The sequence below is a fragment of the Pseudomonas kulmbachensis genome, assembly GCF_963681935.1.
Taxonomy (GTDB): Bacteria; Pseudomonadota; Gammaproteobacteria; order Pseudomonadales; family Pseudomonadaceae; genus Aquipseudomonas; species Aquipseudomonas kulmbachensis.
The window spans coordinates 1,741,183-1,754,631 of the sequence record NZ_OY817088.1; the positions used below are offsets into that span (position 1 = coordinate 1,741,183).

Consider the following 13,449-nt stretch of genomic DNA (forward strand, 5'->3'; position numbering starts at 1 on the left):
CTCTCCTTCAGAACGTTACGCGCCGATAACAATCGGGCGTGCCAGAGGTGGAACCCCAGGTTTTGCTTGCGCAATACCGGCTTCGAACTCTGGACGGAAATACTTGATCGCGCTGCCCAATGGCTCCACGGCACCCGGTGCGTGAGCACAGAACGTCTTGCCAGGGCCGAGGAAACCGACCAGACCCAGCAGGGTCTCGATATCGCCGGGCTGACCTTCGCCGTGTTCGATCGCCATCAGGAGCTTGACGCTCCATGGCAGACCATCACGGCAAGGGGTGCAGAAACCGCACGATTCGCGAGCAAAGAACTGTTCCATGTTGCGCAGCAAAGACACCATGTTGACGCTGTCGTCGACGGCCATGGCCAGACCAGTACCCATACGGGTGCCGACCTTGGCGATGCCACCGGCGTACATTTGTGCGTCCAGGTGCTCCGGCAGCAGGAAGCCCGTACCGGCGCCGCCTGGCTGCCAGCACTTGAGCTTGAAGCCGTCACGCATGCCACCGGCGTAGTCTTCGAACAGCTCGCGAGCGGTGACGCCGAACGGCAGTTCCCACAGGCCAGGGTTCTTCACTTTGCCGGAGAAGCCCATCAGCTTGGTGCCGTGGTCTTCGCTGCCTTCGCGGGCGAGGGATTTGTACCAGTCAACGCCGTTGCCAATGATGGCCGGTACGTTGCACAGGGTTTCAACGTTGTTCACGCAGGTCGGCTTGCCCCATACGCCCACAGCGGCCGGGAAAGGCGGCTTGGAACGCGGGTTGGCGCGACGGCCTTCGAGGGAGTTGATCAGTGCGGTTTCTTCACCGCAGATGTAACGCCCGGCGCCGGTGTGAACGATCAGTTCGAAGTCAAAGCCCGAACCGAGGATGTTCTTGCCCAGCAGGCCTGCTGCCTTGGCTTCTTCGACAGCACGGCGCAGGTGCACGGCAGCGGTGGTGTATTCGCCACGCAGGAAGATATAGCCGCGGTAGGTTTTCAGTGCACGGGCACTGATCAGCATGCCTTCGATCAGCAGATGGGGCAGTTGCTCCATCAGCATGCGGTCTTTCCAGGTATTGGGTTCCATTTCATCGGCGTTACACAGCAGGTAACGGATGTTGATGGATTCGTCTTTAGGCATCAGCCCCCACTTCACGCCCGTGGGGAAGCCCGCGCCGCCGCGACCCTTGAGGCCCCCGTCTTTCACGGTCTGGACGATATCGTCCTGAGACATGTCAGCGAAGGCTTTGCGAGCGGCTGTGTAACCGTCCTTGGCCTGGTACTCGTCGAGCCAAACGGCCTCGCCGTCGTCACGCAGACGCCAGGTCAGGGGGTGGGTTTCTGCCGAACGCTTGATCAGGTTGGCAGGGCCGAAAGAAGTCAGACTCATGGGTAGGCCTCCAGCAACGTGGCGACGCCAGCAGGCTGCACATCACCGAATGTGTCGTCGTCGATCATCAACGCCGGCGCCTTGTCGCAGTTGCCCAGGCAGCACACTGGCAGCAGCGTGAAGCGGCCGTCAGCAGTGGTCTGGCCCAGGCCGATGCCCAGCTTGTTCTGGATTTCGCCGACCACTGATTCGTGGCCGCCGATGTAGCAGACCATGCTGTCGCACACACGAATGACGTGGCGGCCGACGGGCTGGCGGAAGATCTGGCTGTAGAACGTGGCCACGCCTTCAACGTCGCTGGCAGGGATGCCCAGCAGTTCGCCGATGGCGTAAATGGCACCGTCCGGCACCCAGCCGCGTTCCTTCTGAACGATCTTCAGGGCTTCGATCGACGCTGCGCGTGGATCTTCGTAGTGATGCATCTCGTGCTCGATGGCCGAGCGCTCGGTTTCGCTCAGGGCGAAACGGTCTGTCTGGATAAGCGTGCTGTTCATGCTTAGCGGTCCACGTCGGCCATAACGAAATCGATACTACCCAGGTACGCAATCAAGTCCGCGACCATTTCACCTTTGATCACCGAAGGGATCTGCTGCAGGTGCGGGAAGCTTGGAGTACGAATCCGGGTGCGGTAGCTCATGGTGCCGCCATCGCTCGTCAGGTAATAACTGTTGATACCCTTGGTCGCTTCAATCATCTGGAAGGATTCGTTGGCCGGCATTACCGGGCCCCACGAAACTTGCAGGAAGTGCGTGATCAAGGTCTCGATGTGCTGCAGCGTGCGCTCTTTAGGTGGCGGCGTGGTCAGCGGGTGATCCGCCTTGTACGGGCCAGCTGGCATGTTGCGCATGCACTGCTCGATGATTTTCAGGCTCTGGCGCATTTCTTCGACACGCACGATGCAGCGATCGTAGGCATCGCCGTTGGCCGCCAGCGGGACTTCGAATTCGAAGTTCTCGTAGCCGGAGTACGGGCGTGCTTTACGGATGTCGAAATCGCAACCGGTCGAACGCAGGCCAGCACCGGTGACGCCCCATTCCAGTGCCTCTTTGGTGTTGTAGGCGGCAACGCCGATGGTACGACCACGCAGGATGCTGTTGTCCAAAGCGGCTTTTTGGTACTCGTCCAGACGCTTTGGCATCCAGTCGATGAATTCCTTGACCAGGCGTTCCCAGCCGTTCGGCAGGTCGTGTGCAACGCCGCCGATGCGGTACCAGGCCGGGTGCAGACGGAAGCCGGTGATGGCTTCGATCACTTTGTAAGCGCGCTGACGGTCGGTGAAGGTGAAGAACACCGGAGTCATGGCGCCCACGTCCTGGATGTAAGTCCCCAGGAACAGCAGGTGGCTGGTGATACGGAAGAACTCGGCCATCATGATGCGGATGGTATCGACCCGGTCCGGCACCTTGATCCCGGCGAGTTTCTCAACCGAGAGCACGTACGGCAGGTTGTTCATCACGCCGCCGAGGTAGTCGATACGGTCGGTGTACGGGATGAAGCTGTGCCAGGACTGGCGTTCGGCCATTTTCTCGGCGCCACGGTGGTGGTAGCCGACGTCTGGCACGCAGTCGACGATTTCTTCACCGTCCAGCTGCAGGATGATACGGAAGGCGCCGTGAGCCGAAGGGTGGTTCGGACCCAGGTTGAGGAACATGTAGTCCTCGTTCTCGCCGGAACGCTTCATGCCCCAGTCTTCAGGACGGAAGCGCGCAGCTTCCTCTTCCAGTTGCACTTTGGCCAGGGTCAGGCTGTATGGGTCGAACTCGGTGGCACGGGCCGGGAAGTCCTTGCGCAGCGGGTGACCTTCCCAGGTCGGCGGCATCATGATGCGCGACAGGTGCGGGTGGCCTTTGAAGTCGATGCCGAACATGTCCCAGACTTCGCGCTCGTACCAGTTGGCGTTCGGCCAGATACCGGTCACGGTCGGTACGCTGAGGTCGCTCTCGGACAAGGCGACCTTGATCATTACGTCACTATTACGCTCAAGCGACATCAGGTGATAGAAGACGGTGAAGTCTGCACCCGATGGCAAGCCCTGACGCTTGGTGCGCAGACGTTCGTCTACACCGTGCAAGTCATAGAGCATGACGTAAGGTTTTGGCAGGTTACGCAGGAAGGTCAGGACTTCAACCAGTTTTGCGCGGGTAACCCAAAGCACCGGCATGCCGGTGCGTGTGGCCTGGGCGGTGAACGCTTCAGGGCCAAAACGGGTGTTCAGTTCGACAACCACATCTTGGTCGTCAGCCTTGTAAGGCGGGATGTACAGAGCGGAGCCTGTAGTCATGGTTTTTTATCGCTTTCGGTCAACGTAAAGAATGAAGCCAGGGTTTCGTTCTATGGATAGAAACGGCGCTGGATCAAACTTCGTCGGGGCTGCGCAGGTTGGTTACCTGAATACGCTGTTCGCGGCGCTGTTCCTTTTGGGACGGCATCTCGGCGCGGTAAACGCCTTGGTCACCGACAACCCAGGAAAGTGGGCGACGCTCCTGGCCAATCGACTCTTGCAAGAGCATCAAGCCTTGCAGAAAAGCCTCTGGGCGGGGTGGGCAGCCTGGCACGTAAACGTCCACGGGCAGGAACTTGTCGACCCCTTGAACCACGGAGTAGATGTCGTACATGCCGCCGGAGTTGGCGCAAGAACCCATGGAGATAACCCATTTAGGCTCAAGCATTTGCTCATACAGACGCTGAATGATCGGCGCCATCTTGATGAAGCAAGTACCGGCAATAACCATGAAATCCGCCTGACGCGGCGATGCCCGGATAACTTCGGCGCCAAAGCGCGCGATGTCGTGGGGCGCCGTGAAGGCGGTGGTCATTTCCACGTAGCAGCACGAAAGGCCGAAGTTGTACGGCCACAGGGAGTTTTTACGCCCCCAGTTGACCGTGCCGTTCAGCACGTCTTCGAGTTTGCCCATGAAAATGTTTTTGTGGACTTGATCTTCTAACGGATCGGCAACGGTTTCCCGTGTGCCGATCGGGTATTGCTCGTTAGGAGCATCCGGGTCGATCCTGGTGAGTTCGTATTGCATTGCCAAAGCCTCATTGTTTCAGCTTGGCCTGCCGCTTACGACGAGCTTCCGGTGCCCAATCAAGAGCACCCACCCGAAATAGGTAGACAAGGCCTGCCAACAGAATTGCTATGAAAACGAGAGCTTCGACGAATCCGGTCCAGCCGCTTTCGCGAACAGACACAGACCATGCAAAGAGAAAGAGGGCTTCGATATCGAAGATCACGAACAGCATCGCGACCAGATAGAATTTGGCTGAGAGCCGCAAGCGGGCGCCACCGGTAGGTAGCATGCCGGACTCGAACGGTTCGTTTTTACTGCGCCCCCAGGCTTTTGACCCGAGGAGGCTGGAAACACCGAGCATGAAGGCACAAAGGCCGACAACACCGAGAAGGAAAATGGCAAAGCCCCAGTTGTGGGCTATGAGTCCTGTCGCTTCGGGCATGCTGGAAATCCTTAACAGAGAGCAAAGGTCTCTGAGCTTGAAAAGGTAATAAAGCAGTGACGTTATGTCGCAGTGCTATTGATTGCCGGGATTTTATGGCTAAACACCCAGCAAGTAAATTTTCTAAGATGAATTAATTCAGTCCTTTAGTGGTATGGCCTTCCTTGAATGTGCTGTAGGCCTTGTGGTCCGGGCATTACAGCGTGTTTCAGGGAATATCTTTTACAGGGCTGGTAATCAACAACAGCAACTCTAAATGATAATCAATACTGTTTAAGTGTGTTGCCTTACGTCGGGTTGGTTGAAGTTGGCTTATATATGCGCAGTTAGCAAGTTTTGAACTTGGCTTTGTAGCGCGGTTTTTATTTTGAGGCATGGATCTGGGTCAAGTTTTTGTCGAAGGTGAGGAGGTTCTGTAGCAGCTGGCGAAGGAACGAGGCTGCGTTCGGCGGCGGAGCCGTCGTAAAACCTGATACCGCAGTGGGTCAGACAAACCCGGGACGAAGGATTTACGGTCGCTGCGCAACCGAACGCAGCCTCGTTCCTACGGCAGCTGCTACGCAGGGATGTAAGTCACCCCGCAGGCAAAAAAACGCCCCGAACCAGTCGGGGCGTCATGTAAAAGGCATTGCGTTTTTGCTTTACGGGCTGGGCAATGGCCGTGGTTCCACTATCAGTGGAACTGTTCTTCTTCAGTCGAGCCGGTCAGGGCGGTTACCGAAGACGAGCCACCCTGGATTACGGTGGTCATGTCGTCGAAGTAGCCAGTGCCCACTTCCTGCTGGTGCGCAACAAAGGTGTAGCCTTTGGCGGCGTCAGCAAATTCCTGCTCTTGCAGTTTTACGTAGGCAGTCATGTCGTTGCGGGCGTAGTCGTGCGCCAGGTTGAACATGCTGTGCCACATATTGTGGATGCCAGCCAGGGTGATGAACTGGTGCTTGTAGCCCATTGCCGACAGTTCGCGCTGGAACTTGGCGATGGTCGCGTCGTCCAGGTTTTTCTTCCAGTTGAAGGAAGGCGAGCAGTTGTACGACAGCAGTTGGTCCGGGTATTCCTTTTTGATCGCTTCAGCAAAGCGGCGGGCTTCGTCCAGATCCGGCTTGGCAGTTTCGCACCAGATCAGGTCGGCATATGGAGCGTAGGCCAGGCCGCGAGCGATGGCTTGATCCAGGCCAGCGCGCACTTTGTAGAAACCTTCCTTGGTGCGTTCGCCAGTGACGAACGGCTGATCGTATGGGTCGCAGTCAGAGGTCAGCAGATCAGCCGCGTTGGCGTCGGTGCGGGCCAGGATGATGGTCGGTGTGCCTGCAACGTCAGCTGCCAGACGAGCAGCGGTCAGCTTTTGTACCGCTTCCTGGGTAGGGACCAGTACTTTGCCGCCCATATGCCCGCATTTTTTAACCGATGCCAGCTGGTCTTCGAAGTGAACGCCAGCGGCGCCTGCTTCGATCATGCTTTTCATCAGCTCGTAAGCGTTCAGTACGCCGCCGAAGCCGGCTTCAGCGTCAGCCACGATTGGGGCGAAGTAGTCGATGTAACCCTGGTCGCCCGGGTTTTTACCGGCTTTCCACTGGATCTGGTCAGCACGGCGGAACGAGTTGTTGATGCGCTTGACCACGGTTGGAACGGAGTCCACCGGGTACAGCGACTGATCCGGGTACATGGATTCGGCAGAGTTATTGTCTGCCGCCACTTGCCAACCCGACAGGTAGATAGCCTGGATACCGGCTTTAACCTGTTGTACTGCCTGGCCCCCGGTCAGGGCGCCCATGCAGTTGACGAAATCTTTCTCGGGACGGAAGGACGGGTGTGCGCCCTGTGTCACCAGTTTCCACAGCTTGTCAGCGCCCATTTTTGCAAAGGTGTGCTCGGGTTGAACCGAGCCGCGCAGGCGGACCACGTCAGCAGCGGAATAATCGCGAGTCACGCCTTTCCAGCGTGGGTTTTCGGCCCAGTCTTTTTCAAGGGCTGCAATTTGCTGTTCGCGTGTCAGTGCCATGGAGATAAACCTCGTCGCATAGGTCTGGGTTGAAAAATATTTGCTCCACCAGGCACACAACAATGTTGTTTGGCGTGAATGGCTACTCGCTGCCGGTACAGGCTCCAGAGCCTTTGCGGGGTCTCTGATCAGCGGGAGCGGGGCCATCATGCCTTTGCATTTTTGAGGCGTCAAATGTTTTGTAGTGCTTTTTTTATAACACTACATAATTGCGTAAAAACGACTTGCCGGTCAGTTTTGGCCCTTTTGGTCGAGTGCGTCGACTTTAACCCGCAGCGTCAGGTCATCCCGGCCTTGAGTAGAGTAGCTGCGGGTTTGCGCCTGATTATCGGTCTGGTTTTGGCCGTTGATGCCTGCCAGGGTGATCCACTGGCCGAGAGGGCCGCTGACCTGTGTGTCGGTACTCTGTGTGTTCACTACATCCGGCTGCTCCTGGCTCATACGGTCACGGGTCGTGCTTATCGCCAGGTGTACCGTTTCACCTGTGACGCTGGCGGTGACATAAAAACCCCGAGTGACGTTGCGATAGTCGGTCTGTGTCAGGACCCGGCCGTAGGCGTCTGTCTGGGTGCTGGTGAGCGGCACGCTGTGCCCGGTCTGGATAAATGCCGGAGTGCCTTCGGTGGTCTGGATTTGCTGAACGCCGCCGTCGCGGCTGGCGGTGCTGATGACGCGGGTGTTCGGGGCGGTGTTCGACAGGTTGCTGTCGCGGGTGTCGACAGTGATCAGCAGGCGTTTGGCAGGTTTGTCGAGTTGTGCGAGCAGGTCTTCGAGGTTTTGAATCTTTGAGGTGGATGCCTCGACGATCAGTTGGTTGCCGTAGGCGCTGACTTTGCCGTTTTTGCCGATAAAGTTCTGCGCGATGGGTAGCAGATCGGTGCTGGTACGGTTTTGCAGGGTAATCACTTGAGTGTCGGCAAGGGTGCCAAGGCTTGCCAGCATCAGCAGGCCCGCGATGAAGGGGCGTAGGGACATGTCCGTTATCTCCGCAATGCTTGAAAGAACTGAGCGTGAGTGTGCCAGATAGCAAAACGCCCTGCGATCCGGGGATGGCAGGGCGTTTTGGAATAGGCTTTTGTAGCCGCTGCCGAAGGCTGCGATAAAGGCTAAAGGCCCTTCAACATCAGGGTCGCTTCGCAACCCATCGCAGCCTGCGGCAGCAGCTACACAGGTTTGCGCAAATCAGCTCGCACGCACCATATCAACATGGGGAATCCCTGCTTCGAGGAATTCTGCGCTGACGATCTTGAAGCCCAAGCGCTCGTAGAACGGCGTGGCATGCACTTGTGCACTGAGCATTTGCTGCTTCAGGCCGCGCTTTTCAGCCTCTTCGATCGTGGCTTGCATCAGCGCATCGCCGACTTTCAGGCCGCGCCAGTCCTTGAGGACCGATACACGACCGATATGGCCGTCCGGCAACAGCCGGGCAGTACCAATCGGAAAGTCGCCTTCATAAGCCAGAAAATGCACAGCATCGGCATCGTCTGCATCCCACTCCAGTTCTGGAGGTACAGATTGTTCGGCAATAAACACCGCCTCACGAATGCGTCGAAGTTCGGCGTTGTCCTTTTGCCAGTCGGCGACACGTACGTGAATGCTATTCATCAGCGAACCCCAGGCTTCCTTGTTTGACCAGCTCACAGAGCAGGTTGCGTCCGTCTTCATCGGCCAGCCATGCGCCGAGGTTGTCGGTGTGCAGCGCGTCAGCGGCGCAGATCATTTTCAGCAGCTCGCGCAGTTTGCCTGGCAGCAGGCGGCTTTGACCGCTGGCGAACAACAGCAGGTCTTCATCCACTTCAGACCAGGCCAGGCGTGCGCTCGGGTTGCGAATCAGGATGGCGCCCTGTTCCAGGCTGCCCAGCAGGTCTTCTTCTTCGAGTTCAGGGCCGACCACGAGTTCCGGGTAGCGCGGCTCGGTCATGAACTGGCCGAACCAGGTCAGCAGCATGCGCTCGTCGCTCATGTGCTCGGTCAGCAGGCTCTTGAGGCGGCCAAGGGCGTCATGCTGGATTTGGTGCGGGTCGCTTACCGGCTGTGCATCGGCGTCGGTGTAGCGATCTTCATCCGGCAGGTACTGGCTGAGGAAGTCGGTGAAGTGGGTCAGCACTTCGGCGGCGCTCGGGGCGCGGAAACCTACCGAGTACGTCAGGCAGTCGTCCACGGCAACGCCGCAGTGAGCCAGGCGCGGTGGCAGGTAAAGCATGTCGCCAGGCTCCAGGGTCCACTCGTCGGTGGCCTGGAAGTCGGCCAGGATGCGCAGGTCGGCATGTTCCAGCAGCTTGCTTTCGGAGTCGCACATCTGGCCGATCTGCCAGTGGCGCTGGCCGTGGCCTTGCAGCAGGAACACATCGTAGTTGTCGAAGTGCGGACCCACGCTGCCACCGGGGGCGGCGTAGCTGATCATCACGTCGTCGATGCGCCAGCTTGGCAGGAAGCGGAAGTTTTCCAGCAGCTCGCCGACTTCCGGCACGAACTGGTCAACCGCTTGCACCAGCAGGGTCCACTCGCGCTCTGGCAGTTTGCCGAACTCGTCTTCGGCGAACGGGCCGCGGCGCAATTCCCATGGGCGCTCGCCGTGTTCGATGATCAGGCGCGATTCGACTTCTTCTTCCAGTGCCAGACCGGCCAGCTCGTCGGCGTCGATCGGGCTTTCGAAGTCAGGAATGGCCTGACGGACCAGCAATGGCTTCTTCTGCCAGTAGTCGCGCATGAACTCGCGTGCAGTGATGCCGCCCAGAAGTTGAAGAGGAATATCAGGATTCATGTGTAACCTATTGAAAAAATGCACTTTGTAATCGGGAATAAAAACGCCCGGCACGGCCGGGCGTTAATAGGTCGTTGCAGCGATCAGATGCGCTTGGCTTGCTCGACCGCGTTGCCAATATAGTTGGCAGGGGTCAGCAGTTTCAGCTCGGCTTTGGCCGCTTCCGGCATTTCAAGGCCGTCGATGAAAGTTTGCAGCGCTTGAGGGCTGATGCCCTTGCCGCGGGTCAGCTCTTTGAGCTTTTCGTACGGGTTTTCAATGTTGTAGCGGCGCATTACGGTCTGAATCGGTTCAGCCAGGACTTCCCAGCAAGCATCTAGGTCGGCAGCGATTTTCTGAGCGTTCAGCTCAAGTTTGCTGATGCCTTTGAGGCTTGCCTCGTACGCGATCACGCTGTGAGCAAAGCCCACGCCGAGGTTGCGCAGTACGGTGGAGTCGGTCAGGTCGCGCTGCCAGCGAGAGATTGGCAGCTTGCTGGCCAAATGCTGGAACAGGGCGTTGGCGATACCCAGGTTGCCTTCGGAGTTTTCGAAGTCGATCGGGTTGACCTTGTGCGGCATGGTCGAGGAGCCGATTTCGCCAGCGATGGTGCGCTGCTTGAAATAGCCCAGGGAGATGTAGCCCCAGATATCGCGATCGAAGTCGATCAGGATGGTGTTGAAACGGGCGATGGCGTCGAACAGTTCGGCGATGTAGTCGTGCGGCTCGATCTGGGTGGTGTACGGGTTGAAACCCAGGCCCAGTTCGTCTTCGATAAAGGCGCGGGCGTTTTCTTCCCAGTCGATATCGGGGTAGGCCGACAGGTGGGCGTTGTAGTTGCCCACGGCGCCGTTGATTTTGCCCAGTAGTGGTACAGCAGCCACTTGAGCGATTTGACGCTCAAGACGGTAAACCACGTTGGCCAGTTCCTTGCCCAAAGTGGTCGGCGAAGCCGGCTGACCGTGGGTGCGCGACAGCATTGGCACGTCGGCGAACTTGATTGCCAGCTCGCGGATGGCGTTGCTGGTTTGACGCATCAGCGGCAGCATCACGTCATCACGGCCTTCGCGCAGCATCAGGGCGTGGGACAGGTTGTTGATGTCCTCGCTGGTGCAGGCAAAGTGGATGAATTCGCTGACGTTGGCCAGTTCAGGCAGCTTGGCGGCCTGTTCCTTGAGCAGATACTCAATGGCTTTTACGTCGTGGTTGGTGGTGCGCTCGATCTCTTTAACGCGCTCGGCGTGCTCCAGAGCGAAGTTTTCTGCCAGTTCGTTGAGAACGGCGTTAGCTTCGGCGGAGAAGGCCGGGACTTCAGGGATGGCAGCGTGAGCAGCCAGGCGCTGGAGCCAGCGAACTTCAACCAGAACGCGAGCACGGATCAAGCCGTATTCGCTGAAAATTGGGCGCAGGGCCTGGGTTTTGCCGGCGTAGCGGCCGTCAACAGGGGAAACCGCAGTGAGCGAAGAGAGCTTCATGGGGTGTTCTCGGACAGTCGGGCAACGAAATGGGGCGCGTATCATACATGAAAAAAACGGCCGGTCCGTTGCCAAGTGACCGGCGTCATACGCGTATCGAATTTAAACCTGTGCCTGCTGCGTGCTTCAGTTGCCGCGCAGCATCGGGTAAAGCTCTTTGAGCAGCTTGCGGCGGCTGATGACCAGCTGCCAGCGGTGGCCACCCAATTGGCGCCAAAGCCGTGCTGAGCGGATACCGGCCAGCAGCAGAGCGCGAATTTTTGAGGCGTTGTTCGGTTGCTGCAGGTTGCGCATGTCGCCATGCACCTGGATCCGCTGGCGCAAGGTGCTCAGGGTGTCCTGATACAGTGCGCCGCAGGCAGCGACCACGTTTTCGTGGGCCGGGCCGAAATGCTCGACCTGGGACTGGATCTGCGGCAAGCGTTTGCCGATCAGTTCCAGCATGTCGTTGCGCTTGGCCAGTTGACGTTCAAGGCCGAGCATCGACAGCGCATAGCGTAAAGGCTCGCGCTGCAAGGTGTTGGGATCGCGCTCAAGGGCGCCGATCAGGGCACGATAGCCTTCGCGCAGGTTGATGTCGTCACCGCCAAACACTTCCAGGGTGTCTTTAGGGTCGCGCACCAGCAGGCTGCCGAGCATGCAGCTCAGATCGGCTTCGCTGACCTGTCCGGTCTTGGCAATCTTGTCCACCAGTACGGCTGCGAGAAACACGCCGCCCAGGGCTACCAGTTGCTCCTGAGTCGGGTTCATGGGCGCTTGCCCTTGCTGGACCAGGGCTCGGCCACTTCGATCACGCCGCCACCCAGGCAGACTTCGCCATCGTAAAACACCACGGACTGGCCAGGAGTGACTGCGCGCTGCGGGTCATCGAAAGTTGCGCGATAGCCGGTGGCGGTTTTTTCCAGGGTGCAGGGCTGATCGCCTTGGCGATAGCGAACCTTGGCTGTCAGGCGCAGCGGGGTGCTCAGATCAATCGGGTTGACCCAGTAAATCTCGGAGGCGAGCAGGGCGCCGGAGAACAGCCACGGGTGATCATTGCCTTGGCCGACGATCAGCTCGTTGTGCTCCAGGTCTTTGATCAGCACGTACCACGGCTCGTCGCTGGCGTCTTTCAAGCCGCCAATGCCCAGGCCCTGACGCTGACCGATGGTGTGGTACATCAGGCCGTGGTGGCGACCGATGACTTCGCCTTCGGTGTTTTTGATTTCACCGGGCTGTGCCGGCAGGTATTGCTTGAGGAAGTCGCTGAAGCGGCGCTCGCCGATAAAGCAGATTCCGGTGGAGTCTTTTTTCTTCGCCGTGGCCAGATCGTGTTTTTCAGCGATCCTGCGCACTTCGGGTTTTTCCAGCTCGCCGACCGGGAACAGGGTCTTGGCGATTTGCTCGCCGCCGACGGCATGCAGGAAGTAGCTTTGGTCCTTGTTCGGATCCAGGCCCTTGAGCAGCTCGGTACGGCCATCAATGTCTCGACGGCGCACGTAATGGCCGGTGGCGATCAGATCGGCGCCGAGCATCAGGGCGTAGTCGAGGAACGCCTTGAACTTGATTTCACGGTTGCACAGGATGTCCGGGTTCGGCGTACGGCCGGCCTTGTATTCGGCCAGGAAGTGCTCGAACACGTTATCCCAGTACTCGGCGGCAAAATTGGCAGTGTGCAGCTTGATGCCAATTTTGTCGCACACGGCCTGGGCGTCTGCCAGATCATCCATGGCGGTGCAGTAATCCGTTCCGTCGTCTTCCTCCCAGTTCTTCATGAACAGGCCTTCCACCTGGTAGCCCTGCTCCATGAGCAGAACGGCGGACACGGAAGAATCGACACCGCCGGACATACCGACAATGACGCGCTGCTTTTCGGGGGCGACTAAGGCTGGATCACGCATAAGGTTTCAATGAGTGTCTTGAAAAAGGACGCGATTCTAGCAGGCCCAGGCGCTCAAGGCTAAACCGAAGGGCGGATTAACGACAGGTCGAACAATTTACCGCTCAGATAATCGTCGATGCACTGCAGGGTCATCTCGCTGCGCCAGCGTTCGCGCTGCTCCAGCAGCTCGTCACGGGTTAGCCAGAGCGGGCCGATGATGCCAGTGTCCAGTTGGTATTCCGGGTGGTGCTTGACGGCCTTGCCGGCAAAGCAGATGCGCTGGTAGGTCACGCCGTTGCTGGGGGCGGTGTACAAATAAATGCCGATTACGCCGGTCAGTTCCACGTCATAGCCGGTTTCTTCGAGGGTTTCGCGGATGGCGGCGTCGATTAGGCTCTCGTTCGGGTCCAGATGCCCGGCCGGTTGGTTAAGTACGACCTGTTCGCGTTTTAACTCTTCAACCATCAGAAAGCGGCCATTGTCTTCAACGACTGTGGCGACGGTGATGTGGGGTTTCCATTCCATGGGGTGGGTCTCGAGGGTGATT

The 13,449-nt window shown here is 58.4% G+C and carries 13 protein-coding genes; all 13 read right to left on the minus strand.

Annotated features, from left to right (window positions below):
* Positions 1-15: 15 nt before the first annotated feature.
* Positions 16-1,371, minus strand: a complete 1,356-nt coding sequence (nuoF, locus tag U5A05_RS08115) for an NADH-quinone oxidoreductase subunit NuoF (protein WP_261741594.1) — start codon at positions 1,369-1,371, stop codon at positions 16-18.
* On the minus strand, positions 1,368-1,865 hold the full coding sequence (nuoE, locus tag U5A05_RS08120; protein WP_261741595.1) for an NADH-quinone oxidoreductase subunit NuoE: 498 nt from the start codon (positions 1,863-1,865) through the stop codon (positions 1,368-1,370). The genes nuoF and nuoE overlap by 4 nt, the downstream gene beginning before the upstream one ends.
* Before the next feature lie 2 nt (positions 1,866-1,867).
* Positions 1,868-3,652 carry an NADH-quinone oxidoreductase subunit C/D gene (gene nuoC, locus U5A05_RS08125; RefSeq protein WP_261741596.1) on the minus strand — a complete coding sequence of 595 codons (1,785 nt, stop codon included), beginning with the start codon at positions 3,650-3,652 and terminating at the stop codon, positions 1,868-1,870.
* 73 nt (positions 3,653-3,725) lie between these two features.
* The gene (locus U5A05_RS08130) at positions 3,726-4,400 is read right to left on the minus strand and encodes a NuoB/complex I 20 kDa subunit family protein (RefSeq protein ID WP_019828514.1); all 675 of its coding nucleotides are present in this window, start codon (positions 4,398-4,400) and stop codon (positions 3,726-3,728) included.
* 10 nt (positions 4,401-4,410) lie between these two features.
* Entirely contained in the window at positions 4,411-4,824 is a 414-nt protein-coding gene (locus tag U5A05_RS08135) for an NADH-quinone oxidoreductase subunit A (protein ID WP_003446990.1), read from the minus strand.
* A gap of 673 nt (positions 4,825-5,497) precedes the next feature.
* On the minus strand, positions 5,498-6,823 hold the full coding sequence (gene aceA / locus U5A05_RS08140) for an isocitrate lyase (protein ID WP_003446991.1): 1,326 nt from the start codon (positions 6,821-6,823) through the stop codon (positions 5,498-5,500).
* Positions 6,824-7,054: 231 nt separating this feature from the next.
* On the minus strand, positions 7,055-7,798 hold the full coding sequence (locus U5A05_RS08145; protein ID WP_321836081.1) for a secretin N-terminal domain-containing protein: 744 nt from the start codon (positions 7,796-7,798) through the stop codon (positions 7,055-7,057).
* Between the two features lie 207 nt (positions 7,799-8,005).
* Positions 8,006-8,428, minus strand: coding sequence for a GNAT family N-acetyltransferase (locus U5A05_RS08150; RefSeq protein WP_261741598.1), 423 nt, complete (start codon positions 8,426-8,428; stop codon positions 8,006-8,008).
* The gene (locus U5A05_RS08155; RefSeq protein ID WP_261741599.1) at positions 8,421-9,587 is read right to left on the minus strand and encodes a ribosomal protein uL16 3-hydroxylase; all 1,167 of its coding nucleotides are present in this window, start codon (positions 9,585-9,587) and stop codon (positions 8,421-8,423) included. The genes U5A05_RS08150 and U5A05_RS08155 overlap by 8 nt, the downstream gene beginning before the upstream one ends.
* Positions 9,588-9,670: 83 nt before the next feature.
* Entirely contained in the window at positions 9,671-11,041 is a 1,371-nt protein-coding gene (purB, locus tag U5A05_RS08160; RefSeq protein ID WP_261741600.1) for an adenylosuccinate lyase, read from the minus strand.
* A 126-nt stretch (positions 11,042-11,167) separates the two neighbouring features.
* On the minus strand, positions 11,168-11,791 hold the full coding sequence (hflD, locus tag U5A05_RS08165; protein WP_261741601.1) for a high frequency lysogenization protein HflD: 624 nt from the start codon (positions 11,789-11,791) through the stop codon (positions 11,168-11,170).
* The gene (mnmA, locus tag U5A05_RS08170) at positions 11,788-12,921 is read right to left on the minus strand and encodes a tRNA 2-thiouridine(34) synthase MnmA (RefSeq protein ID WP_261741602.1); all 1,134 of its coding nucleotides are present in this window, start codon (positions 12,919-12,921) and stop codon (positions 11,788-11,790) included. The genes hflD and mnmA overlap by 4 nt, the downstream gene beginning before the upstream one ends.
* A 59-nt stretch (positions 12,922-12,980) precedes the next feature.
* Positions 12,981-13,427 (minus strand): NUDIX hydrolase, encoded by a 447-nt coding sequence (locus U5A05_RS08175; RefSeq protein WP_261741603.1) that lies wholly within the window; start codon positions 13,425-13,427, stop codon positions 12,981-12,983.
* Between the last annotated feature and the right edge of the window lie 22 nt (positions 13,428-13,449).

Bases quoted from the DNA above. Each gene is read 5' to 3' on its own strand.
- purB (WP_261741600.1), bottom strand. From the start codon at position 11,041: ATGAAGCTCTCTTCGCTCACTGCGGTTTCCCCTGTTGACGGCCGCTAC.
- hflD (WP_261741601.1), bottom strand. From the start codon at position 11,791: ATGAACCCGACTCAGGAGCAACTGGTAGCCCTGGGCGGCGTGTTTCTC.
- mnmA (WP_261741602.1), bottom strand. From the start codon at position 12,921: ATGCGTGATCCAGCCTTAGTCGCCCCCGAAAAGCAGCGCGTCATTGTC.
- U5A05_RS08135 (WP_003446990.1), bottom strand. From the start codon at position 4,824: ATGCCCGAAGCGACAGGACTCATAGCCCACAACTGGGGCTTTGCCATT.
- nuoF (WP_261741594.1), bottom strand. From the start codon at position 1,371: ATGAGTCTGACTTCTTTCGGCCCTGCCAACCTGATCAAGCGTTCGGCA.
- nuoE (WP_261741595.1), bottom strand. From the start codon at position 1,865: ATGAACAGCACGCTTATCCAGACAGACCGTTTCGCCCTGAGCGAAACC.
- U5A05_RS08150 (WP_261741598.1), bottom strand. From the start codon at position 8,428: ATGAATAGCATTCACGTACGTGTCGCCGACTGGCAAAAGGACAACGCC.
- U5A05_RS08155 (WP_261741599.1), bottom strand. From the start codon at position 9,587: ATGAATCCTGATATTCCTCTTCAACTTCTGGGCGGCATCACTGCACGC.
- U5A05_RS08130 (WP_019828514.1), bottom strand. From the start codon at position 4,400: ATGCAATACGAACTCACCAGGATCGACCCGGATGCTCCTAACGAGCAA.
- U5A05_RS08145 (WP_321836081.1), bottom strand. From the start codon at position 7,798: ATGTCCCTACGCCCCTTCATCGCGGGCCTGCTGATGCTGGCAAGCCTT.
- U5A05_RS08175 (WP_261741603.1), bottom strand. From the start codon at position 13,427: ATGGAATGGAAACCCCACATCACCGTCGCCACAGTCGTTGAAGACAAT.
- aceA (WP_003446991.1), bottom strand. From the start codon at position 6,823: ATGGCACTGACACGCGAACAGCAAATTGCAGCCCTTGAAAAAGACTGG.
- nuoC (WP_261741596.1), bottom strand. From the start codon at position 3,652: ATGACTACAGGCTCCGCTCTGTACATCCCGCCTTACAAGGCTGACGAC.